A 21,688-nucleotide genomic window follows, 5' to 3' on the forward strand; every position below is an offset into this window, starting at 1 on the left:
ATATCCCTACCGTTTCCGCAACGCGTCGACGAGCGCCTGGGCTTCGTCGGTCATCTTCAGCAGTTCCGGCCAGGAACGATGATAATTCTCGCCGGGCAGCTTTCGGGTCGCGTCGAAACCCATGTGCGATCCGATATTTTGTGAGCTGGGCGCGTGATCGAGCGAATCGCTTGGATTCCGAATGATGGTGCTGTCGCGTTCCGGATCCGTGTTCGCGCACAGGCGGAACAGAACCTCGCTCGTGTTATGGACGTCGCAGTCTTCATCCACCACCACGATGTATTTGCTGAACATCATCTGGCCCATCCCCCAGAGGCCGTGCATCACCTTGAAAGCCTGATACGGATACTGTTTCCGGATACTGACGAAGACCAGATTGTGAAAGACACCTTCGGGCGGCAGTGTCATGTCCACCAGCTCCGGGAAATTCATTTTGAAGACCGGCAGAAATATCCGGACACTGGCGTCGCCCATGTAAAAATCTTCCATCGGCGGGATGCCGACAATCGTGGTGGGATAAACCGCGTCGCGGCGATGGGTGATGGCCGTTAAATGAAAGACCGGGTAATCCTCGACCGCCGTGTAATACCCAGTGTGGTCGCCAAACGGTCCCTCCGGGCGCATCTCCCCCGGTTGGACATAACCTTCCAGCACGAAATCGACATCATTTGGCACTTCCAGATCGACCGTCTTACACGGCACCAGCTCGACTGATTTTTTTCGAAGAAATCCGGCGAAGAGAATCTCGTCCAGTCCGTCCGGCAACGGCGCGGTGGCGGCAAAGGTGTAGGCCGGATCGCCTCCCAGGCAAACCGCCACTGGCATCCGCTCACCGCGCTCGTAGTAACGCTTCCCATGACGCGCCCCGACCTTGTGCACCTGCCAGTGCATCCCGGTTGTCCGGTCGTCATAAACCTGCATGCGATACATGCCGACGTTGCGCGCCCCCGTTTCCGGATCGCGCGTATGCACATTCGGCAGGGTAATGAATCGCCCGCCATCCTTCGGCCAGCATTTCAAGATCGGCAGATCGCGGAGAGAGAATTGTTGAGAGTTGCCGTTCGACAGGCTCAGGCCCTGAGCGGGAGCCGAAGGGAGAGTTGAGAGTTGAGAGCCGCTGGTAGTTGGAGCTTCTTCAAACCGGTGGAACACCTCCTGGCATGCGCCCTCCTTCGCATGCTTTGGCCGGGCATGGAGCAAATTGAGACCCTGTTTGAGGAGGCTCCAACCTTCGCGGAGATCGGTCGGCGGTTTCGCCTTGAGGATGAGCTGAATCTCCTGGGCGACATCGTCGATATTGCCGACCTTCAACGCCATCGCCATCCGTTTGCGCGATCCCATGGTATTGATCGCAACCGGGAACTGGGAGGGCTTGCCGTCGACGGTCGGATTCTCAAAAAGCAGCGCCTTGCCGCCGCCCGGCGCTTTCATCTCACGGTTCGCCCACTCCGAGACCAGCAAATCGGTCTCGACCGGCGCCGAAACGCGGGTCAGTTCCCCCGCCGCATCGAGCGCCTGGATAAACTGTCGAAATGAGGCGTACGACATCGGCCAAGCATCGCGTGTTCCTGGCCGAACAACAAGAGTCTACAGCCCGGCTCCGGAGAGCTTCTGGCGATAACTCTTGGTCTCCGGGTCGGTCGCCCCTTCGGTATTCGCCATGAACTGACGAAAAACTCGCAGGGCGTCTTCGTTTCGGCTTAGCTCCTGATAGAGCGAACCGAGAAGGAACTGCGAACGGGCACAGTTTGGACTCGCCGCTTTATCGACGAGCGACTGAACGCTCTCGAGCTCTTGCAGGGCCAGCTCTTTGCGGTTCGTGGTGTAATAAATGATGGCGAGATTGGTGGAAATTTCGCAACGCCCGTACGGATACTTTGCTTTCGCGTTCTGGAGGATCTGTTCGCCTTCAGCGCCCTTCCCGGTCTGCTGAAGGGCCAGGACATTTTTCAACTCCGCAACCGGAGAGGGGTTAAGAGTCCTCGTTTCCAAGTAAGGAAAATCGTCGGGCGCCGAGGCGCGGGTGTCCGCGATGTTCCATTCCGACTCATTGATTCGCCGCAAGGTCTTCCAATCTTTTTCGGCCGTCGCCTCGCGCCGAATGGGTTCCAGACGATTTGCCGGGCGGAAAAATCGCTCGGCGATGGTCGCGCGCCTGAATTGGGTCTCTTTGTCATCCAGATTCGGCAGGAAGGCATACGTTCCCACCACGACAAAACCGGCCAGGACTCCAAGAACAAAACCGTTCCGTTGTCGCGCGTTCAGACAAACCAGGCAAATCACGCCCAGGAACGCGAGGAGGACGGGAAGGAGGCTGATGCCACTCGCCGGCAATCCGAGAGCATTTCCCAGCGTCGGCGTGAACCAATGTTCGTTGACGAGAAGGGGTCTCCAAAAATTGTTGTGGGGAAAACTGAATTCCGGCGGCGGAAAAGGGAACGTGAGGGCCGGGATCGTGCAGAGCAGAAAAGAAACGGCGAACAACGCTCCCCGGAGAGGGACGGAGAATCGGGCGAGATCGCCGCGCACCAACGAGTCGAGCAGAAAGGGCAAAATCAGGATCAAATATCTCGCTCCCATCGCCCAGCCACCGTGCGCCGCGCCATGTCCACACATGAGGAGGAAGGAGAAAACGACGGCGCAGGTTTTGATTCGATGGCGGAGCGTGGAGCGTTCGCGCCCGGTGAAATGCGCGATGATGGCCAGGATAAGAATCGGCGAGAAAAAGAGCAGGCCGCGTGCGGGTGAAAGGAGAAGGAGGAACGCATTGGATGGGGTTGGAACGCCGATTCCGAAGACGCCCTGGCTCGCCACCTCGGCCCACTCGGGAAAACTCTCGTGCGCATAAGAGACCGAGAACGGTGAACCGAAAAGCGAGTTGTTGTAAACGAGAAGCAGAATCGCGAACGGCACACCGCCCAGGACGAAAAAGGCAATGCGCCGATAGCGTTCGCGTTTCCCCGTGAAGAGCAGCCCGGCGCCGAAGATCAGAATCGCAAAGAGCGACGAAAGTTCGCAAGTGACCGCAAGCCCGGAAAGCAGACCGGCCCAGAGGCATTTTTTCGGGGTGGCGCGGTCGGAGTCGTAGAGCAGGCAAAACGCGAAATAGACCACTACGGCAACGAAGACGTGGGAGAAAAACAAGAGGCTATAAAGAAAGAGCGGCGTCGCGAACAGGACCGTCGCGAGCGAGAATTCATTCCCGCCTTTTCGATGGAACCAGAGTGCGAGCAGAAGCAGCGGCAGCGTCCCAATCACCAGGCGCATGACAAACCAGCTTGTCCGGATGTTCGAAGGATTGGGCGGTCCGACAAAAATTCTGGTCAGCGCATAGAACGGTGCCGCCAGGACCGCGGTGCCCGGGGCTTTGTTGGAGTAGAGTTGCTCGCCTACCCGCGCCGTATCGACATTTTTCCCAATCAAGCTTTCCGTCCAGGAGATCTCAAACGACCGATGTTCGACTAGCGAAGCGGCCGTTGCCCAGCGGGTCAACTCATTCGCCGACCCGCCATGCGGGAACATCGGCAGGAGATAGACGGCAAGAAAACCGAAGAGCAGGAGAATGGAAACGCGCGCGGACAATCGTGGCATATTGAGAGGCTAATAAGGGTCGAGATTGCGGCGTTGGCGATTAAAAAAGGGCGACGGTCTGCGTCGAAGCTCCCTCAATTTGGGAAACCGCGAGGCCCGCAATCGCGAGTCGGGATTGTTCTCGGTCTGCGTAAGAAAAGATTGTGTTCGCTCAGCGTGCTGTCCATAAACCATCTCATGAAATGCCCCCGCCGTTGGGTGACCGCCGTTGCGGTGTTGGTTTTCTTCCCGGGGATTGGCGACGGTGGCGTTTTCACGGTTGTGAATAGCAACTCCAGCGGGCCCGGCTCGCTCGTGCAGGCCGTGAACGACGCCAACTCAGTTGCAGGTCCACATCAAATCGTCTTCGACATTCCGGGCCCCGGCGTCCACATCATTGACCTGAATAAGGAGGGGGTCGCGGTTGGTTCCTCCATCACCGTCGACGGGTACACTCAACCCGGCGCGAGTCCGAACACCCTGACCGTCGGAAACAACGCGGTGATCCTGATTGAGCTGGATGGTGGCGGGCCGTTCGCCAAAGGCTCCGGCGCCCTGCTGATGTACGGCAATGACAGCGTGGTCCGGGGTCTCTCGTTTACCGGATTTTCCGGGCCGGACGCGGACTATGCAGCCATTTCGATCGGCAGCGCTATTCCAGAATATGGCTTCCGGAACCGGGTCGAGGGGAACTTTATCGGCCTCACGCCGGACGGCGTTACTTTGAACGGCAATGATTACGGCATCTATTTTTTCGGGGGCACTGGGAACACGGTTGGTGGCAATACTCCCGCCGCTCGCAATCTCATCTCGGGGAATCGCGTCGGCATATTCGCCGGGGTGAATTCAACGATAATTGGCAACTACTTCGGGACCGATGCGAGCGGCTTCCGGCAAGGATATGGAAATGATACCGCCATAAGCACGGGGCACAGCATCATTGGCACCGGAGAACCCGGCGCCGGAAATGTCTTTGCTGACAATGGAATTGCGATTCAGGCATTTTCAGGAAATTCGATCATCCGCGGAAACCTGATCGGGCTATTGCCCGATGGAAGTCCATCTTTTGGCAACGGAATAGGAATCACTAGCGCAGGTTTTGACACCATCGGGGGCCTCGAGCCTGGGCAGGGCAATGTGATCGCCTACAACACGACTGGGGTTCTGGCTGGACAAACCTCGATTCTCTCAAACCTGTTTTACGGCAACTCATCCATTGATATCGACATCGGACCACATGGACGGACGGAGAACGACTTTGGCGACGTGGATCAGGTGCAGAATTTTCCGGTTATCCTGTCCGTCACGCGAACGCCGGAGAGCACAACCGTGACAGGCGGCTTGAACAGCACGCCTTCCACGGACTTCACCCTTCAGTTTTTCGCTAACGGGGCCACAATCACAGCGCCTCAAACCCTGCTCGGGACCGAGAAAGTAATGACGAACAGCTTTGGTGATGCGCCCTTCAGCTTTTCTTTCCCAATCCAGACATTGGCGGATCAATTCATTACCGTCACCGCGACCAACCCTGAAAACGAGACTTCCGAGTTTTTCCCTTCGGATGACAGGGTGGAACCCGCCAATATTTCGACCCGCGGGTACGTCGGAACGGGCAATGACGTTCTAATCGGCGGCTTTATCCGCGGGAATGGCTTCTTACGAACGTTACTCATCCGGGCCCTGGGGCCTTCTTTGAACGTGAGTGGCGCGCTGGCGGATCCAACACTCGTGGTCCGTCGCTCCAACGGCCAGATTGTCGCTCAAAACGACAATTGGAAAACTTCGCAGGAGCAGGAAATCCGCGATACCGGGTTGGCGCCGGCGAATGATCTGGAAGCAGCGGTGCTAACGCCTATCCTGGGCTCGCCCTTCGTGGATAATCGGCAGTTCACCGTGGAGGTGAGCGGGTCTAACGGAGGCGTCGGCATCGGCACCGTGGAAATCTATGAACTCGGCTCGGGCGATAACTCCACTGAACTTCTTAACATCTCCACCCGTGGCCGCGTCGGGACGGGCGACAGCGTCCTGATCGGTGGGACAATTATCCACGGGAGCGCTCCGCAGAAGTTAGTCATCCGCGCGATTGGTCCCGATTTGGCAGGAGCGGGGGTTCCTGGCGCGCTCCAGGATCCGACTCTCGAGATTCGCGATGCCGCCGGCACTCTGCTGGCTTCCAACGATGATTGGCGGAGCGATCAGGAGCAGGAAATCATCAACAGCGGACTCGCGCCGCAGGACAATCGTGATTCCGCCATCCTAATGACTCTGGTGCCGACCAGCTATACGGCAATCGTGCGGGGCAAAGGCGGCACAACCGGCATCGCCCTAATCGAGCTCTACAATCTCAATTAGCCCCGCGGATCCTTGTCCGCGGCCAACGAGTTCCGATGCGACGCCCGTCACTGCGCCTTCAGCGCTCCGATTTTTCTATCATCCTATCCTGGGGCGCTGCCCCAGGCTGATATTGAGGGCGCGCCCTTGACGCGGGCTTCGGTTAGTCGCAGCGGTGAGCGTTAGCGCCGCAGGCGCGATTCAAAGCTAGCCTGGGGCAACGCCCCAGGAATCCGTCATTGATTAGTCGCGAGCGCTGAAGGCGCGTATCAATCCGCGAGGTAATCGTCGCGGCGGCGATTAATGCCGAGGCTCGGTCATCACCTGAATTGAGACGACCCGGTTGCCGGTGAACGTGACCGTCTTCGATGGATAAGCGACTCGAGGCGAAATGTAGGAATAGAAAAATGGATCGTACCAGGGATTACCGATAATCGCGTAATGGTGGCCGTGGTGGCGATGGAACACCGCGCCGCCGCCAAAGTAGCCGCCATATCCATACGGCCCGTAGGGATACGGGTAAGGCGAATTAGCGTAGTAGTAATCGTTGTAAATCCACGTCTCGACTGAATGCCCGCGCGCCACCCCCGTTGCCTTCTGGTCCGGCGTCCCCCAGGCCAGATAAACGGCGTCAGGCGTCATGCCTTCCCGGATTTTGCCCGCCTTGACCAAATCCTGGTCGCGAGGAGAAAGGCTCTGGAAAATCTGCGGATGATCGGTGATCCGCTGTTCGGGAGTGGCACAACCGGAAAAAAACAACGCGCTGGCGCAAAGAGAAACTGTCAGCGCCCACCAAGAAATTTGACGCTTCATGTTGAAAAAGATACTTCGGTCGTTGGTTGAGTCAATCGGTGCCATCTTGATTCAACCCGGGCGCGACCGTAACGTTGCGCTTCCATGGAGGATCGATTCGGTCATCGTATTTCCTATCTGCGGGTGTCGATCACCGACCGTTGTAACGAGCGCTGCACTTATTGCATGCCGCGGGAATTACAGGAATGGCTCGCCCGCGAGGATGTCCTCACCTACGAGGAAACGCTTCGGTTGATCCGGATCGCGTCGGAGCTTGGGGTGACGAAGGTGCGGATCACCGGAGGCGAACCACTTACCCGGCGGGACGTGCTCGGTTTCTTTCACCAACTGCCAATGATCCCCGGGCTTAACGACCTTGGACTTTCCACGAATGGCACGTTGCTGGCGCGCCCGACCGGAACAGGCGAGCCGATGGCGCAGGCATTGCGTCGCGCGGGCGTTAATTCCATCAATATCTCGCTCGATACTCTCGACCGCGAGGCTTACGCCCAAACAACGGGCCGCGATTTTCTGCCGCAGGTGCTCGATGGAATTGAAGCCGCGATTGCCGCGAAGTTTCCGCTCATCAAACTGAATTGCGTCCTGATGCGCGGCCGGAACGAAGACCAGTTCGTTCCGCTCGTGGAATTCGCCGCCGCCCGAGATCTCATCCTGCGTTTCATCGAGTTGATGCCGGTGAGTCACAGCGACGTTCTCGATGAGAGCAATTTCTTGCCGGTGGCGGAAGCGCGCCGGTCGCTCGAGTCGCGCTACGGCCCGCTGATTCCCGAGCCGTCGTTCCGCACCAATGGACCGTCGACCTACTACCGGATCGCCGGGAGGGACCAACGCCTCGGTTTCATCGGGGCGATGACCAATCTGCATTTTTGCGAGAGCTGCAACAAACTGCGACTCACCTGTGACGGAAAACTGCGACCCTGCCTCGGCAGTTACCTCGAGTTCGATATCATGAAAGTCTTGCGTGCGGGAGCGACCGATGCCGAGCTGAGGCGCTTCTTCCTCGATGTGGTCGAACGCAAACCCGAGCAACACGACTTTCGCGGAAACTATTCGCCGGGCCGAATGATGGTGGCGATCGGAGGGTGATTGGGGAAGTGACATGTGACATGTGGCGTGTGACGTGAAGAAGAAAGGGCTGAGTCACATCGGTGGCGATCATCGGGCGAAGATGGTCGATGTCTCTGCGAAGCCGTTGAGCGCGCGCACGGCTGTCGCAGAAGGGCGCATTACCCTGGCGAAGGAAACGGTCGCGCTGATCCGCAAGAACGAGATCGCGAAAGGCGATGTGGTTGCGACCGCGCGCCTTGCCGGGATTCAAGCGGCCAAGCGCACCGCACACCTGATCCCGCTTTGCCACACGATCCCGCTGAGTGACGTGCAGGTCACAATCGAGTTGGCGAAGGATGGCGCGAAAGTCAGCTGCACCGCGCGCACAGTCGCCCAAACCGGTGTCGAAATGGAAGCGCTCACCGGAGTCAGCGTCGCGTTGCTCACGATCTACGACATGTGCAAGGCGTTGGATAAGGAGATGGTGATCGGCGATGTGCGGTTGGTGGAAAAAACAAAGAGCGCTGTGAGTCGTTGAGAATGACGAAGCTCGAATGACGAATGACGAAGGAATGACAAAACCCGAAGTCCGAAGCCACTGCCGCGTGGTCTTTTCGTCATTCGTGCTTCGTCATTGTTTCGTCATTCGACATGCGTCATTCGTCATTGGCCTCTCCTGACCATGCAAATCACCGTCGGCATCATCACTATCTCGGACCGCGCCACCTCCGGCGAATACGAGGACCTGGGCGGACCGGCCGTGAAAGAGGCGGCCGAGAACTATGGCTGGCAGGTTTTGAGTGAAGCGATCGTTCCGGATGAAGCCGCGCGCATCCAGGAGACAATTCGCTCGTTCTCAAATCAGGGGTGCGGCCTGATTCTGACGACCGGTGGGACCGGTGTAGCCGAGCGCGACGTCACACCGGAAGCTATTCGCGCCATCATGCGGGTGGAGATTCCGGGGTTTGGCGAAACGATGCGGCGTGAATCGATGAAGATTACGCCGAATGCAATTCTGTCCCGCAGTCTGGCCGCGATCGTGGACCGTTCGCTCGTCCTGGCCCTGCCCGGCAAGCCATCGGGCGCGGTGGAATGTCTCGGTTTCGTTTTGGGCGCGATCCCGCACGCGGTCGCGCTCGCGCAACGCGTGCCGACATCCTGCTAATTTCCGGGTAGGGACGCCGCGCTGCGGCGTCTCCGGATAATGGCGCGTTCCGACGGACGCCGCAGCGCGACGTCCCTACCTTAATCCGGAAAAGTCAGCAGCCGCATAAACTGCTTTCCTTTTTCCGTGAGATGGGCGCTCGCACCCCGGCCCGACAGCCGTTCGTTCGTGAGGAGGCCGGAATTGACTCCGCCCGGTTTCAGATACGAGAGCTCCGGTTCCGGAACCACTTTTGGGTTTGCCTGGACTTTGAGGGGAACCCCGGCCCGGTTGAACGAAATCTCCCAGCTGCCCTGTTCGCCCTCCGCTTTTTGTCGCACCATCCACGGATAGAGCTTTGCCAGGTCGAAGTTTTTCGAAGCCGGGACCAGCACTCGATAAAGTGTTTCCTCCTCGGCCAGGAATTGCGGAATGGTCAGGCCAGGCTGTTTTTGGAGAGCCAGATAGAGCCGGGCAATATCGAGTCCGGCCAGATTCAGTCCGTTATAGAGGCCGTTGTGGTTTGGATCGTTTTTGAAAAAATTGTCGTGCCACGCTTCAAAATGCCGGCTCAAGAGCAGGTTCAGCTCTAGATGGACGTGCGCGCGGGCCTGGTTCAAACCTTCGCCGGTATGACCCATCACGCCGAGCTGGTCGCGCGGCTGGACCTTTTGCCCGGTGTGCACGGCGATTGAGCTCAGGTGGCCGTAGAGGCTGTAATATTTGCAGCCGTCGAAATTATGCTCGACCACCACGTATCGTCCGTAATTCGAAAACCCGGGGACCGTGTTGGTATGCACCACGGTGCCCCCGGCGATGGCCCGCACGGCGTCCAGCGGCTCTCCCTGGGCGTCTCGCTGGAGGGGACGGATGTCGATTCCTTCGTGGAGACGGGTGTAAACTATGCCGCTCCCTGTCTCGACCGGATTGCGGACGAATCCATAACGGCCGCCTTCCCAGGGCGTCGATTTAACTCCCTGGTAATCCCGCTCGATGTATTGGTAAAAGGCCTCCCCATCCCCGCGGAAAATGGCGTCGTTTTCGGTCGGGAGAACGAGGTTGAGGGGCGTCTGGGTTTGCGCGACAATTGGCAGGCCGATTAAGGCCATGAGGGCGGCGAATCCGGCTGTTCTCATGGCGGGATTGATAAAGGGTTTGACACTATTTGCAACGTTTGGTGATTAGCCGCTCATGAGCCGTTCGCTTGTCTTAGCCCTGCTCTCGCTGGCACTTGCAGGCGATCTTTCCGCCCAGGAACCGACGCCCGAGCGGCGAGGCGGCTGGTTCACCCGGATGCTCCATCCCTTTCAGTCCAATCCGGTGCCGACTTATAAAGATTCGCGGCTCCGCGGTCTCGTCCTGGAGCTAAAACTTTCACCGCAACCCGTGAAACTCTCCGAGGTGCGCCAATTGCAGATAAACCTGACGCTGCGGAACGTATCGAAGAAGGCGGTGGTTCTCGATTTTCCCACTGAACAACGGTTCGAGATTTATCTGCGAAATTCTTCCGACGCTATTCTCACCACCTGGACCGACAACCATGCCTTCGAGGAGAAAGCTGGCACGGTCCTGATCAATCCTTTGGAGCACATCAATTATCCCGAAACGATCGCGACCCGCGACCTGACCGCGAACAAAGTTTTCATCGCCGAGGTTTTCTTTCCGCAATACCCTGAGCTCCGCGTCCGGCAGAAATTTCTGACGGCGCCGTAGCGCGCTCCGCGCGCCAAGTGAATAGTAATTGGTGATGAGTGAGTGGTTGCCTATCTATTCACCAATCACTAATCACCAATCACATTGCATTTATTCTCCGATTACCACAGCCATCCCCAGGGGCATCGCGTTCAACCCTTCACCCAGGCGTTGCTCCAACCGTGGGTGGATAGCGCGCGCGAACGCGGGCTGACCGATATCGCGTTCACGGATCACGATCGCTACCACGCCGGGATCGATTTCGATGAGCTCGAAAAATTGCGGGCCGCAAATCCTGACATAAAAATCCGCGCCGGGCTCGAGCTGGATAACGACCCGGAGACTTCGGCCGCAGGCCGGCAATGGGTGGAAAAGAATTGGAAACGTCTCGATTTCGTCCTCGGTTCGGTTCACTACCTGGACCGGCCCGATCAAATGTTCGACAGCGTCCCGGCCGGCGCGGAACAATTTTCCGGACGCGATATCGACGAGGTTTACGCCGATTATTTTCGCCGCATCCGGGAAGTTGCCGGGACTGGGCTGGTCGATTGCCTGTCGCATCTGGACCTCATCAAGATCCACGGCCATCGATCGAGGGCGCCGGTTCGCGATCTGGTTGCCGAAACGCTCGACTTCGTTGCTGCGCGGGGACTCGCCATCGAGCTATCGACGGCCGGCTGGCGGAAGCCCGTGAAAGAGCTTTATCCCTCCGATGAGATTATCTGGCTCGCCATGGAGAAGGGAATCCGGTTCACCACTGCCTCCGACGCCCATTCCCACGTCCAGCTCGGGGAGAACTATGCGCGGCTCGCGGAGAAGATGCAGGAGCTCGGGATTCGGGAGGTTTGTGTTTTTGAGCAGCACAAAGCGCAGCTCCAGCGATTGTAGGGCAGGCGCTCCGCCTGCCACGATTTTCCCCCGGCAAGCGACGCGCTTGCCCTACAGTCCCAATCCGCCCAAACCCAGGCCGCCGGTGATCTTGGTCATCTCGCTTTGAGCGAGATCCTTTCCTTGCGCGATCGCCTGTTTCACGCCGCTCAGGACTGCTTCCTCCAGAAATTCCACGTCCTCAGGATCGACGATCTCCTTCGCGATCTTGATCGAGGTCACTTCGCCGGCGCCGTTGGCGACCACCGTCACTTTCCCGCCCGCTGCCTGGACTTCGACCGTTTTGTCCTCCAGCTCGGCCTGCGTTTTCGCCATCTGCTCCTGCATCTTCTGCGCCTGCTTCATTAACTTGTTCAGATTCATAAGTGGTATCCTCGCGAAACGTTCGCAGTCAGTCCGTCACGGTTTTTATTTCGCCCTTGAAAATCTCCAACGCCTCGCGAATGAGCGGGTCGTCCTGGAAGGTCGCCTGGGTTTCCGCCTTTTTTGGCGCGGCCGTTTCCACCGGCGCGGTGACCGGCAGCCCTTCCTTGATCACAAACTTTATTTTCCAATCCTGGCCGCTCACTTCTTTTAGAACGGCGTCGATGTAATCGCGGGTCTTGGGGATGGAGAGCGATTCCATTGCGGCTTTTTGTTCGGGCGGGAACCCGACCATCAGAAAGCGACCTTCGATCCCCAGCGCCGTGCCCGCCTCTACCCAACCCGCGATCAAACGCCGAGTGGCGCGGACTTTCTCCACGGTCTTTCGCCAGGCCTCCTTCGGATCAATGGTCGGTTGCTCTTGCACCTTGTTGGAGCCGGGATCGGTGATCCCGGCCGGTGCAGGCGTTTCCACAGATTTTTCGGGAGCTTTCGTTCTTGCTGCTGGCGGGCCGGGATCACCGATCCCGGCTCCAAGGGAGCTCCCGGTGACCGTCGAGGCTTTCCCATTCCGCAACGCGGCCAGTTTCTCGATGACGTCGTTCAACGTCACCTGGCTCAGGGTTTGGATCGCCTTGATCACGGCGACTTCGAAATGGAGCCGCTTGTTGGGCGCCCATTTCATTCGTCCTTCCGCGGCCGCGAATTGATCGATCAATTCGAGGAGCCGATCCGTTTCGATCAGCGCCGCCTGGCTTTCGAGTGATTCCTGCAGATCCGGATTCAAGTCTTCCGCCAGCGCTTCCGGTTTCACTTTGCCGACGAGTAAATCGCGCAGATACGAAATCAGATCGGACATGAGCTTCATCATGTCTTTGCCGCTATCGGCTTCGGCATGGAGCAGCGCGAGCGCGCCCGGCGTGTCGCCGCGCAAAATCTTTTCGGTGAACTGGGCGACGGTCTGTTCGCTCGTAAATCCGAAAACGTTCAGGACATCGGACTCGGCAATGTTTTCTCCGCAAAAAGCGACGAGTTGATCGAGCATCGACTCCGCGTCGCGCAATCCGCCATCCGCGCCTTTTGCGATGGCGTGGGCTGCGGTCGGATCGAGTGCGATCTTTTCTTTCCCGGCAATGAATTGGAGATGCTGCGCGATCAGGTTTGCCGGGATGCGATGGAGATCGAATCGCTGGCACCGGCTCAGGATCGTAGGCAGCACTTTCTGCGGCTCGGTCGTGGCGAAGACGAATTTCACGTGCGCGGGCGGTTCCTCGAGCGTCTTGAGCAAGGCGTTGAACGCCGCCGCCGAGAGCATGTGCACCTCGTCAATGATGTAGATCTTGAATTTCCCCTTGGTCGGCGCGTAACGGACGTTGTCCCGCAGTTCGCGCACCTGCTCGACGCCGTTGTTGCTGGCCCCGTCGATTTCGAGAACGTCGAGGCTGTTGCCGGCCGCGATTTCCTTGCAGCTATCGCACACGCCGCACGGCGTAACCGTCGGCCCCTTCACGCAGTTGAGCGCTTTCGCGAGGATTCGGGCGGTGGATGTCTTGCCCGTCCCGCGCGGTCCCACGAAGAGATAGGCATGGGCGAGCCGGTTCTGGTCGACGGCATTCTTGAGCGTGCGCGTGACGTGAGCCTGGCCGACGAGATCGTCGAATGTTTGCGGGCGGTACTTTCTCGCGAAAACCTGATAACTCACACCTCGAATCTAATCCGGCCAATCGTCCGCGAAAACAGAAATCAGAAAACCGCCGCTCCTTGGTTTGCGTCTACGCTTTCCTCCATTCGGCGTTGGACGTTGGGCGTTGGGCGTTGGACGTTTTGCCCTTCGCTATGACAATCATCTCGCCACGTCTCTCCATTCTCGCGGTCGCTTTGTTTCTAACGCCGCCCCTCTCCGCCCGCGAACCGCAGACGTCTCCACCACCCAGCCAAACCGCGGTTCGCGCCCGTGCTCTCGGCATTCCTTTTGACGGCACCCCGGGCGCCCTTAATTCCATCACCGACGTGGCCGGCGTCGAGGTCGGCTATAGCACGTTGATCAGCGGCGAAGGTAAGCTCGAGGTCGGCAAAGGTCCGGTCAGAACGGGGGTCACCATGATCCTCCCGCGTGGGAAAACGGACGACCCGGTTTATGCCGGCGTTTTCAATTTGAACGGGAATGGCGAAATGACCGGCACGGCCTGGCTGGAGGAAGGTGGTTTCCTGGAAGGGCCCATCGCGATCACTAACACCCACAGCGTCGGCGTCGTCCGTGATGCGATCATTGCCTGGCGAGTGGCGCGGGGTGGTGCAGATACGCTCGGCTTTGCGTGGAGTCTGCCGGTCGTCGCGGAAACATGGGACGGTTTTTTGAACGATACGAACGGATTTCACGTAAAGCCCGAGCACGTTTTCAACGCGCTCAACTCCGCTCACGGCGGCGCCATCGAAGAAGGGAGCGTCGGCGGCGGAACCGGGATGGTCTGTTATGAGTTCAAGGGCGGAACTGGGACCGCCTCCCGCAAGATCGAGATGCGCGAGAAAAAGGACGCTCCTCCGCGTTCTTTCACCGTCGGGGTTTTGCTCCAGGCGAATTTTGGGCGGCGACCGCAGCTCACTATCGCGGGTATGCCCGTCGGGACGGAAATTCCGGGCAGCGTTTACAAGAGAGAAAACGGCTCCTGCATCGCGGTAGTCGCGACGGACGCGCCCCTCTTGCCTCACCAACTAAAGCGCCTTGCCCGGCGGGTTTCGCTCGGCCTCGCGCGCACCGGGACAGTTTCCGGCAACGGTTCCGGCGATTTGTTCCTCGCCTTTTCGACGGCAAACCCGGAAGCGTCCAATCCCGAGAAGCTTACCCGGTCAGTCGAAACGATTCCGAACGACCGGCTCGATCCAATTTTCGACGCCACGGTTCAGGCGACCGAGGAAGCAGTCGTCAATGCGCTCATCGACAATCAAAGCATGACCGGCCGGGACGATCACCGCGTGGAAGCTCTCTCGCACGACCGTGTGCGCGAGCTCTTGAAGAAATACAACCGCGCCCAGCCTGGAGCGACGCCGTGAGATGGAGCCGGCCTGCCACCAGGCCGGAGGAGAGAGGCTTGATCAGGAAAGAGGCTGGCTCCCGACGGCACGAAGGCGTGCCGTCTCCAGAAAGGCTCTGGTGACCTAGGCCAGCAATCGACGCGGATGTACGTTTAGGAAGCGGACCGCCGGTTTCCGGATCACACCCGCCGTGGGTTTACCAGAAGTGATTCGCACGCTCACGCAGGCGTCGCTGGGATCGTTGCCTTCGAAGCATCGCTCCCATTGGTCTTTCGCTGCGCCCAGGACCCGGGCGTAATTCACATCCAGAGCCTGCTTTAGGCCGGTAATCAGGCGGCGACTATCGATGAAGTTGTCGGAGAGGAGGTGGGCTTGAGATGAGCTTTTCATGGCGGCCCGCTTGAACAGCAGGATGTGAGCCGGGTTGTGCGCTTTTAAGCTCAAAATACGAAGCTCGGTGCCATCCTCCGAAAGAGCGAATAGTGCGAAACCGTTTTCCGTATTTCCGATTCGGTTATTGTTTCGGATTTCGAGTTTCGAGCTTCGAAATTTCCTCCTCCAGTTCCTGCTTGAGATGTCTCCTTGCCGATTTCTTGATGGCTCGCCGCTCCGCCGCGACCGCTTGTTTTTCGACCTGGCGCTGCTGGCGCGTCCGCGTCTCCAGCTCGCTCGGCGAATGCGAAATCTTGGGTCGGTTCGCGCCGATCTTTTTCTCTTTGGGCCTGGCGTAGGGATTCATGAGGGCGCGGTTAACGATCCGGGCGCTTTCGTAATTTCGCGAGTGGAAATCTGGCGGCTAGTTCTCTAGCTTGCGGCGAGATGAATTGGGACGCCATCAACGCCATTTCGCAGCTGATCAGTTCGATCGCGGTGGTGGTCTCGGTCCTCTATCTGGCGGTGCAACTGCGCAGCAGCACCCGCGTTGCGCGGGTCGCGGCGATGGACGCAGCCGCGGCGGCGCTGCGGGATGTTACCAAGCCGTTCATGGAAAACGCGGAGCTGGGACGCGTCTGGCGGACCGGCTTGGAGAATCTCGGCGCGCTATCTCCGGAAGATCAGGCCCGATTTTTCCACGCCGCCCATCAATTCCTCAAGGCCCTGGAAACGATCCATTACCATTACGTGTATGGATTGCTCGACACCCAGCTTTGGCTTGGTTGGCGTGAGCTGCTCCAGCATTACGTGAACACGCCGGGAATCGATTACTACCTGAGCAAACGCTCCGCGGTTTTTTCCGAGCGATTCTGCAAATTTATTGCCGAGCTTGAGCCGGTCTCCGAACGCATGACCGTGGGCAATCTGCTCGGCAAAGAAGCGCCTCCGCGCTGCTAATATGTCTGTCGACCTCGAATCAATTCGGGCCGCGCACGAGCGCATTCGGCCATTCGTCCACCGAACGCCGGTGCTGACCAGCGAGCGCCTCGACGCCGCGGCCGGAGCCTCACTTTTCTTCAAGTGCGAAAACTTCCAGAAGGTGGGCGCGTTCAAGGCGCGCGGGGCGACGAACGCGGTCTTTTCGCTCGAGGAGGAAACGGCCCGGCGCGGCGTCGCTACCCATTCCTCGGGCAATCACGCGGCGGCTTTGGCCCGGGCCGCGAAGCTGCGCGGAATCCCGGCCCATATCGTGATGCCGTCCAACACCTTGAAGGTGAAGGTGCGCGCGGTCGAAGGTTACGGCGCCCGGATTGTTTTTTGCGAACCGAACCAGCGCGCTCGGGAAGAAGCTTGTGCGCGCGTCATCGCGGAAACCGGCGCGAAGTTGATTCATCCTTTCGAAAATGAAGATGTGATGGCGGGGCAGGGCACAGCCGCGATCGAGTTGCTTGAGGAGGTCCCCAACCTCGATCTCATCCTTTGTCCAGTTGGCGGCGGCGGTCTCCTTTCGGGGACAGCGGTCGCGGCCAAAAGTCTGCGGCCGAGCATCAAAGTGATCGCCACCGAACCCAGCGGCGCCGATGACGCCGCCCAGTCATTCCGGGAGCAACGTCTCGTTCGCCAGGAAGACAAGAATACGATTGCAGATGGATTACGAACCGATCTCGGCGAGCCGAATTTCGACCTGATCAAACGTTACGTGGACGACGTCGTGACGGTCAGCGAGGCAGGCATTGTCACGGCCATGCGGACGATCTGGGAGACGATGAAGATCGTAGTCGAACCCTCCGCGGCAGTTTCCTACGCCGTAATCCCTGAGGGCATGGTTGATTGCCGCTCCAAACGGGTCGGGATCATCCTCACGGGCGGCAACGTCGATCTGGACGCCCTTCCGTGGCTGAAGTTTTGAGTGGCTTCTCGTGTCGCCGGGTCGCTATTCTCACGCCGTCACAATCCACTCCGTCCCATGTTGAAATCCATCATCGCGATCATCGTCAGTTACATCGTCATGTTCGCCGTGTTCATGGCGATCTTTACCTGCCTCTACTTTCTCCTTGGGGTGGAGCGCGTTTTCCAGACGGACAGTTACGAGGTTTCCATGATGTGGATTGTCCTGACCCTGGTCATCGGTTTTATCGTTTCGATGTTCTCCGGTTACCTGTGCGCGGCCATCAGCAAAAGCTGGCGGACCTGCCAGATTTTCGCGCTCATCGTGTTTCTCCTGGCGTTGATTCAGTGTTTCTCGGCGCTGAAACGCAATCCTGACGCGCCGAATGTTCGCGCCGGCGAAGTTGGAATGTTCGATGCAATGAGCCTCGCCGTGACGCCGCTCTGGCTGCATTTCGTTAATCCGATTTTGAGCGGCGCCGCCGTCCTGCTCGGCGCCCGAATGAAACGACGCGGCGACACCTAGGCCCGGCTCGGAGAGCCTGTTTCTTTCTGCGCACTATCCGCGTATCTCCGAAAAATCCTTTACCGTGTCGGGCTCCATGAATGTTCTTGTCGTGGAAGATGATCCGCGCATTTCGGATGTATTGGAATATGCGCTCAAGGCCGAGGGCCATGAAGTGCGGACGGCGCAGCGTGGGCGGGAAGCGATTGAAATAGCGAAGCGCTCGTCTCCGGCCCTCATTGTCCTCGACGTCGGGCTTCCCGATATTGACGGTTTCGAGGTTTGCCGCACCGTCCGCAAGTATTCCGACGTGCCGATTATCTTTCTTACGTCGCGCAGCGATGAGATCGATCGCGTGGTAGGCCTCGAAATCGGTGGTGACGATTATGTGGTGAAGCCGTTTAGTCCGCGTGAGCTGCTGGCGCGGATCAAAGCGATCCGGCGACGCCACGAGCGCGCCGCGTCTCCGGCGGCGGAGACGAAAAGCGAAAGCGAGTGGCGGTATGGCCCGATCACCATCGACCTGGAAAAATTTCGGGTCCGCTCCGGCGGGCGCGAAATTGTCCTGACGGCGCAGGAGTTCAAGCTCCTGGAACTGCTCGTCAAACATCCCGGCCGTGTCTTCACGCGCGAACAGGTGCTTAACCGCGCGTGGGGCGATGGAGGATTGGTGGCCGATCGCACCATCGACGTTCACGTGAAGAGTCTGCGGAAGAAGTTTGGCAAATTCGAATTCATCGAAACGGTCCGCGGAATCGGCTACCGGGCACGGGAGCTTTAGATGCGCCTGCCCGGTCTGCACAGTATTCACTGGAAGGTGTTCGTCTTTCACCTGGCGGTGTTGATCCTGCCGCTCGGTTACATTTCGTGGAAAGTGCGGTCGAGTATCGAGACGAGTTACCTCCACTCGACCGAGGAGGGAATGATCGATACCGCCGCGGTGGTCAGCGAATTGTACGCGCGCCTTCACGGGGAGTTCGGAGCTGATTCCGCGAAAGTAGCGGCGGAGCTGTCCCGGGTTTATTCGAACCTCAACGAGACTTACGAAATCAAGGCGCGGCTGTTCGACTTCACCCGGGCCGAGGTCGATACGCGACTGCTGGCATACGATTCCACTGGGCGTGTCCTTTTCGACACCAAAGGGGTCGCAACGAACCAGGATTTTTCGAAACTGGAGGATGTTCGCCATGCCTTGAGCGGCCACTACGGCTCCCGCTGGGAACTCGATAAGCCGCATCAGCGGGTAAACATTTACAGCACTCTGCCGGTGTTCGTGGACGGCAAAATTGTCGGCGCGGTCAGCGTTTCGAAATCGACCAACCGCATCCGGAATTTCATCTCGCGCTCGCTTGCGGGCTTCGTGCTGCCGGGGTTGATCGCGCTGATTCTGGCGACGGCGATGGCCTATGTCCTTTCGGCTTACATCACCCGGATCATCCGGGACTTGGCTTCGCGGGCGGAACGCGTGGCCGCCGGCGAAGGCAACGTGCGCCTGGAGACATGGACTCGGAGCGAGCTCGGCACCCTCGCGCGCGCAGTGGAGCGGATGCGGGAAAAGCTGGAAGGCAAAGCCTACGTCGAAGAAATGGCGACCAATCTTTCCCACGAATTGAAAACACCCCTGGCCGCGATCCGGGGCTCCGCAGAATTGCTGGAGGGGCCGGCGAGCAACGATCCGGCGGCGAGGGCGAAGTTCCTTACAAATATCCAAAGTGAGGTGGCGCGCCTCGATCGGATCGTAACCGAATTATTGAAGTTGTCGCGGATTGAGGCGCAGCCGGCGGCAACGGAAGTGGCGCCGATCGACGCCCGCCCGGTTGCCATGGAAATGGTGGAAATGTATCAGAGACGCGCCGCGGATTTTGGGCTGAAGTTCAATGCGAAAATTCCTGAGGACGCGATGCCGGTGCGAGTCGCGGAGATGCAATTGAAACAACTGCTCACGAACCTGCTCGATAACGCGCTTCAATTCACCGCGGCCGGGCATGCCGTTCGATTCCGCGGCCGCCGCCGGGAGGGCGTTGTCGAATTCGAGGTCAGCGACGAAGGAGCGGGAATCGAACCGGAACTCCTGCCGAAGATTTTCGATCGCTTCTTCACCACGGCGAATCCACGCACTGGGAATCGCGGCACCGGCCTCGGACTGGCGATCGCGAAATCCATTGCGACCGCCAATGGCGGCCGGATTTCCGTCGAGAGTGAAATGGGTCGCGGCAGCACCTTTGCGGTGACGTTTCCAGCGGCCTAGCGGCGTCGCTCCGGCAAGGGCTGCATTCTGTCCGGAAACTTCATCGAAGTTTCACGCGAGCTTCATCAAGGCTTCACAGTCCCGCGCGAATCTAGGGACATGGTTACAAAGATTCTTGCGCGGCTGGCCCTCCTGATGGCTGCAACGTGCGCTCTCGGCGCCCCAACCGCTCCGGTTCCCGATCTAAAAGCAGCCGAAGTCACCCTGCCGTATCCGGAATTGAAGGCGCTTTGGCAGGCGGCCCAACACGAGACGCCGGAAAGACGCAAACCGCCGGTGGAGTCGGCGCTTCTTTCCGCGCGTTATCAAGTTGCCCTGAAAGGCGAGGTCGCGGCCGGCGTCGTCGAATACGAGATCGAGAGCTTCACCGACGAATGGATCACGATCCCACTTCTCGGCGCGATAACCCAGGTCGACGAAGTCGAGCCTGTGGACGTGCAATTGATCGTCCGCGAAAACCATTACGCGCTCGTCACCAATCGGCCCGGGAAACAAAAGCTCCGTCTCAGGTTCGCCGTCAAACTCAATGGCGCGACCGAAGGCGCCCGCTTCGTCCTCGAAGCGGCGCCGGCTGCCATCAACACGCTCTCCGTCACCGGGCTTCCGGAAAAGCAGACGCTGCGCATTCCAGATGCAACCCAGCTCTCCGCGGAGAAGGACCGCATCACCTACCGATTGCCCGCGCGGGAACGAATTGAATTCGAGCTCGTGCCGGAAAAGCCGGTGACGCCGCCCATCCTCAGCCGCTGGAATCTCGATGCGCAGGCTCTGGTCAGCTTTGCGGAGGGAAAGCTAAACTACGAGGGGCGTCTCGCCGCGAATACGGATAACGGCTCCGGGTTAACGATGGAGCTGGAATTGCCGGCTGGGTTCGAGGTTACGAAAGTCACGGGCGCCGATCTTGATCATTGGCGGGTGAGCAAGGCGGAGAACCAGGCGCGCCGGCTCCATTTGCGCTGGCAAACGCGCGACGTTCTGCGGCGCCAGGTGGAGATTGCATATGGTGCGCCGCAGTCGCTGACCGGGAAGGAATGGAACTTGAAAGCGCCGCGTCTGCTCGATGGTGAAAACAATCCACCTCTCTTTGCGGTTGTAACGGAGCCCGGTCTCGAACTCTCTGGCACGGCCCAGGGTGCCGGGCCCCGTCAATTGCCCGCCTGGATGCTCAAGAAAGTGGAGGGAAAAACTTCGCTGATCGTCCTCGGCGACGCGCCGCTTGCGGCCAAATGGCTGCCGCTGGTGGAGACCGCGCAGGCGGTCGTGGAAACGGCGAACGCGAAGACGCGAATCGTTTCCGACGGAGCTTTGTTGACGGAAGTCGATTACAGCATTCGTCACGAACGCGCGTTGCGCTGGAGCGTCGACCTTCCGGAAGGAAGCGAACTGCTGGCGGCGAAAATCGATGGTCAGCCGGTAAAACCGATTGATCGCGGAGAACGCGTCCTCGAGTTCGCCCTGCCCGCAGCAAAGCAGGTGAGTGCCGTGTCCCTCTCCTACACCGCGAAAAAGCCGGCGTTCAAACCCGTTTCCGGCCAGGTTGCGGTCGAGCTTCCGCAAACCGACCTGTTGGTGCACTGGCTCGATTGGGAGTTGCGAATCCCGGTCGCCTACGAGGTGGCGGCCTTCGAAGGGAACGTCGAATCCACGCCCTGCGATAAGACCGACGCGACCTCGCGCGCCATCCCGTTGCACAAGGAGCTTTGCAAAAACGAAAGACCGCGCGCCGAATTTTTCTACCAAAAACCGCACCCTAACAAATAATGACCATGAGACTGACCCATATCGAAAAACG

Annotated in this window: 21 protein-coding genes; 13 read left to right on the forward strand and 8 right to left on the reverse strand. The window is 59.0% G+C overall.

Translation table 11 applies throughout. The features are described 5' to 3' along the window. Nucleotides 1–6: 6 nt before the first annotated feature. Nucleotides 7–1,548, reverse strand: coding sequence for a menaquinone biosynthesis decarboxylase (locus VJU77_07625; protein ID HKP03223.1), 1,542 nt, complete (start codon nt 1,546–1,548; stop codon nt 7–9). Between the two features lie 39 nt (nt 1,549–1,587). Next, nucleotides 1,588–3,591, reverse strand: a complete 2,004-nt coding sequence (locus VJU77_07630; GenBank protein ID HKP03224.1) for a tetratricopeptide repeat protein — start codon at nt 3,589–3,591, stop codon at nt 1,588–1,590. A 177-nt stretch (nt 3,592–3,768) separates the two neighbouring features. Between VJU77_07630 and VJU77_07635 the strand changes: the two genes are divergently transcribed. Then, nucleotides 3,769–5,922: a hypothetical protein gene (locus VJU77_07635; protein HKP03225.1), complete on the forward strand. Its 2,154-nt coding sequence runs from the start codon at nt 3,769–3,771 to the stop codon at nt 5,920–5,922. Nucleotides 5,923–6,201: 279 nt separating this feature from the next. Here VJU77_07635 and VJU77_07640 read toward each other — a convergent pair whose 3' ends face one another. Further along, nucleotides 6,202–6,714, reverse strand: coding sequence for a hypothetical protein (locus VJU77_07640; protein HKP03226.1), 513 nt, complete (start codon nt 6,712–6,714; stop codon nt 6,202–6,204). An 84-nt stretch (nt 6,715–6,798) separates the two neighbouring features. Here VJU77_07640 and moaA point away from each other — a divergent pair, with 84 nt between their 5' ends. The 3 genes from moaA to VJU77_07655 all read left to right on the forward strand — a co-directional run bounded on the left by moaA (nt 6,799) and on the right by VJU77_07655 (nt 8,926). Beyond that, nucleotides 6,799–7,800 (forward strand): GTP 3',8-cyclase MoaA, encoded by a 1,002-nt coding sequence (gene moaA, locus VJU77_07645; protein ID HKP03227.1) that lies wholly within the window; start codon nt 6,799–6,801, stop codon nt 7,798–7,800. Nucleotides 7,801–7,822: 22 nt separating this feature from the next. Beyond that, nucleotides 7,823–8,299 (forward strand): cyclic pyranopterin monophosphate synthase MoaC, encoded by a 477-nt coding sequence (gene moaC / locus VJU77_07650; GenBank protein ID HKP03228.1) that lies wholly within the window; start codon nt 7,823–7,825, stop codon nt 8,297–8,299. A 144-nt stretch (nt 8,300–8,443) separates the two neighbouring features. Continuing rightward, on the forward strand, nt 8,444–8,926 hold the full coding sequence (locus VJU77_07655) for a MogA/MoaB family molybdenum cofactor biosynthesis protein (protein HKP03229.1): 483 nt from the start codon (nt 8,444–8,446) through the stop codon (nt 8,924–8,926). A gap of 80 nt (nt 8,927–9,006) precedes the next feature. Here VJU77_07655 and VJU77_07660 read toward each other — a convergent pair whose 3' ends face one another. Next, nucleotides 9,007–10,041: a M23 family metallopeptidase gene (locus tag VJU77_07660; GenBank protein HKP03230.1), complete on the reverse strand. Its 1,035-nt coding sequence runs from the start codon at nt 10,039–10,041 to the stop codon at nt 9,007–9,009. 55 nt (nt 10,042–10,096) lie between these two features. Here VJU77_07660 and VJU77_07665 point away from each other — a divergent pair, with 55 nt between their 5' ends. Further along, entirely contained in the window at nt 10,097–10,618 is a 522-nt protein-coding gene (locus VJU77_07665; GenBank protein ID HKP03231.1) for a BsuPI-related putative proteinase inhibitor, read from the forward strand. Nucleotides 10,619–10,702: 84 nt separating this feature from the next. Further along, the gene (locus tag VJU77_07670) at nt 10,703–11,485 is read left to right on the forward strand and encodes a histidinol-phosphatase HisJ family protein (GenBank protein ID HKP03232.1); all 783 of its coding nucleotides are present in this window, start codon (nt 10,703–10,705) and stop codon (nt 11,483–11,485) included. 51 nt (nt 11,486–11,536) lie between these two features. On the opposite strand, the gene VJU77_07675 is transcribed toward VJU77_07670, so the two are convergent. Continuing rightward, a complete protein-coding gene (locus tag VJU77_07675; GenBank protein HKP03233.1) occupies nt 11,537–11,848 on the reverse strand; it encodes a YbaB/EbfC family nucleoid-associated protein in 312 nt (103 codons plus the stop codon). 28 nt (nt 11,849–11,876) lie between these two features. Next, complete coding sequence (gene dnaX / locus VJU77_07680) at nt 11,877–13,550, reverse strand: DNA polymerase III subunit gamma/tau (GenBank protein ID HKP03234.1); 1,674 nt, start codon at nt 13,548–13,550, stop codon at nt 11,877–11,879. Nucleotides 13,551–13,684: 134 nt separating this feature from the next. Between dnaX and VJU77_07685 the strand changes: the two genes are divergently transcribed. Next, nucleotides 13,685–14,899, forward strand: a complete 1,215-nt coding sequence (locus tag VJU77_07685) for a P1 family peptidase (protein HKP03235.1) — start codon at nt 13,685–13,687, stop codon at nt 14,897–14,899. A 105-nt stretch (nt 14,900–15,004) separates the two neighbouring features. On the opposite strand, the gene VJU77_07690 is transcribed toward VJU77_07685, so the two are convergent. Then, nucleotides 15,005–15,271, reverse strand: a complete 267-nt coding sequence (locus VJU77_07690) for a hypothetical protein (GenBank protein HKP03236.1) — start codon at nt 15,269–15,271, stop codon at nt 15,005–15,007. A 124-nt stretch (nt 15,272–15,395) separates the two neighbouring features. Beyond that, nucleotides 15,396–15,620, reverse strand: a complete 225-nt coding sequence (locus VJU77_07695) for a hypothetical protein (GenBank protein ID HKP03237.1) — start codon at nt 15,618–15,620, stop codon at nt 15,396–15,398. A gap of 80 nt (nt 15,621–15,700) precedes the next feature. Here VJU77_07695 and VJU77_07700 point away from each other — a divergent pair, with 80 nt between their 5' ends. The 6 genes from VJU77_07700 (at nt 15,701) to VJU77_07725 (ending at nt 21,657) form a co-directional block, all read left to right on the forward strand. Next, nucleotides 15,701–16,213, forward strand: a complete 513-nt coding sequence (locus VJU77_07700; protein ID HKP03238.1) for a hypothetical protein — start codon at nt 15,701–15,703, stop codon at nt 16,211–16,213. Between the two features lies 1 nt (nt 16,214). After that, nucleotides 16,215–17,165 carry a pyridoxal-phosphate dependent enzyme gene (locus VJU77_07705; GenBank protein HKP03239.1) on the forward strand — a complete coding sequence of 317 codons (951 nt, stop codon included), beginning with the start codon at nt 16,215–16,217 and terminating at the stop codon, nt 17,163–17,165. A gap of 57 nt (nt 17,166–17,222) precedes the next feature. Next, nucleotides 17,223–17,669 (forward strand): hypothetical protein, encoded by a 447-nt coding sequence (locus tag VJU77_07710; GenBank protein ID HKP03240.1) that lies wholly within the window; start codon nt 17,223–17,225, stop codon nt 17,667–17,669. Nucleotides 17,670–17,733: 64 nt separating this feature from the next. Continuing rightward, on the forward strand, nt 17,734–18,429 hold the full coding sequence (locus VJU77_07715; protein HKP03241.1) for a response regulator: 696 nt from the start codon (nt 17,734–17,736) through the stop codon (nt 18,427–18,429). Then, a complete protein-coding gene (locus VJU77_07720) occupies nt 18,430–19,896 on the forward strand; it encodes an ATP-binding protein (GenBank protein HKP03242.1) in 1,467 nt (488 codons plus the stop codon). Between the two features lie 99 nt (nt 19,897–19,995). Further along, complete coding sequence (locus VJU77_07725; GenBank protein HKP03243.1) at nt 19,996–21,657, forward strand: hypothetical protein; 1,662 nt, start codon at nt 19,996–19,998, stop codon at nt 21,655–21,657. The last annotated feature ends 31 nt before the right edge of the window (nt 21,658–21,688 follow it).

It is taken from the genome of Chthoniobacterales bacterium, assembly GCA_035274845.1.
Lineage (GTDB): Bacteria > Verrucomicrobiota > Verrucomicrobiia > Chthoniobacterales > UBA10450 > AV80.

What these genes read in the sequence shown, in the direction of transcription:
- VJU77_07665 (HKP03231.1), top strand. Translation starts at nt 10,097, where the DNA reads ATGAGCCGTTCGCTTGTCTTAGCCCTGCTCTCGCTGGCACTTGCAGGC.
- VJU77_07710 (HKP03240.1), top strand. Translation starts at nt 17,223, where the DNA reads ATGTTGAAATCCATCATCGCGATCATCGTCAGTTACATCGTCATGTTC.
- VJU77_07660 (HKP03230.1), bottom strand. Translation starts at nt 10,041, where the DNA reads ATGAGAACAGCCGGATTCGCCGCCCTCATGGCCTTAATCGGCCTGCCA.
- VJU77_07685 (HKP03235.1), top strand. Translation starts at nt 13,685, where the DNA reads ATGACAATCATCTCGCCACGTCTCTCCATTCTCGCGGTCGCTTTGTTT.
- VJU77_07720 (HKP03242.1), top strand. Translation starts at nt 18,430, where the DNA reads ATGCGCCTGCCCGGTCTGCACAGTATTCACTGGAAGGTGTTCGTCTTT.
- VJU77_07690 (HKP03236.1), bottom strand. Translation starts at nt 15,271, where the DNA reads ATGAAAAGCTCATCTCAAGCCCACCTCCTCTCCGACAACTTCATCGAT.
- VJU77_07675 (HKP03233.1), bottom strand. Translation starts at nt 11,848, where the DNA reads ATGAATCTGAACAAGTTAATGAAGCAGGCGCAGAAGATGCAGGAGCAG.
- VJU77_07625 (HKP03223.1), bottom strand. Translation starts at nt 1,548, where the DNA reads ATGTCGTACGCCTCATTTCGACAGTTTATCCAGGCGCTCGATGCGGCG.
- moaA (HKP03227.1), top strand. Translation starts at nt 6,799, where the DNA reads ATGGAGGATCGATTCGGTCATCGTATTTCCTATCTGCGGGTGTCGATC.
- VJU77_07725 (HKP03243.1), top strand. Translation starts at nt 19,996, where the DNA reads ATGGTTACAAAGATTCTTGCGCGGCTGGCCCTCCTGATGGCTGCAACG.
- VJU77_07630 (HKP03224.1), bottom strand. Translation starts at nt 3,591, where the DNA reads ATGCCACGATTGTCCGCGCGCGTTTCCATTCTCCTGCTCTTCGGTTTT.
- VJU77_07705 (HKP03239.1), top strand. Translation starts at nt 16,215, where the DNA reads ATGTCTGTCGACCTCGAATCAATTCGGGCCGCGCACGAGCGCATTCGG.
- VJU77_07695 (HKP03237.1), bottom strand. Translation starts at nt 15,620, where the DNA reads ATGAATCCCTACGCCAGGCCCAAAGAGAAAAAGATCGGCGCGAACCGA.
- VJU77_07655 (HKP03229.1), top strand. Translation starts at nt 8,444, where the DNA reads ATGCAAATCACCGTCGGCATCATCACTATCTCGGACCGCGCCACCTCC.
- VJU77_07640 (HKP03226.1), bottom strand. Translation starts at nt 6,714, where the DNA reads ATGAAGCGTCAAATTTCTTGGTGGGCGCTGACAGTTTCTCTTTGCGCC.
- VJU77_07700 (HKP03238.1), top strand. Translation starts at nt 15,701, where the DNA reads ATGAATTGGGACGCCATCAACGCCATTTCGCAGCTGATCAGTTCGATC.
- VJU77_07635 (HKP03225.1), top strand. Translation starts at nt 3,769, where the DNA reads ATGAAATGCCCCCGCCGTTGGGTGACCGCCGTTGCGGTGTTGGTTTTC.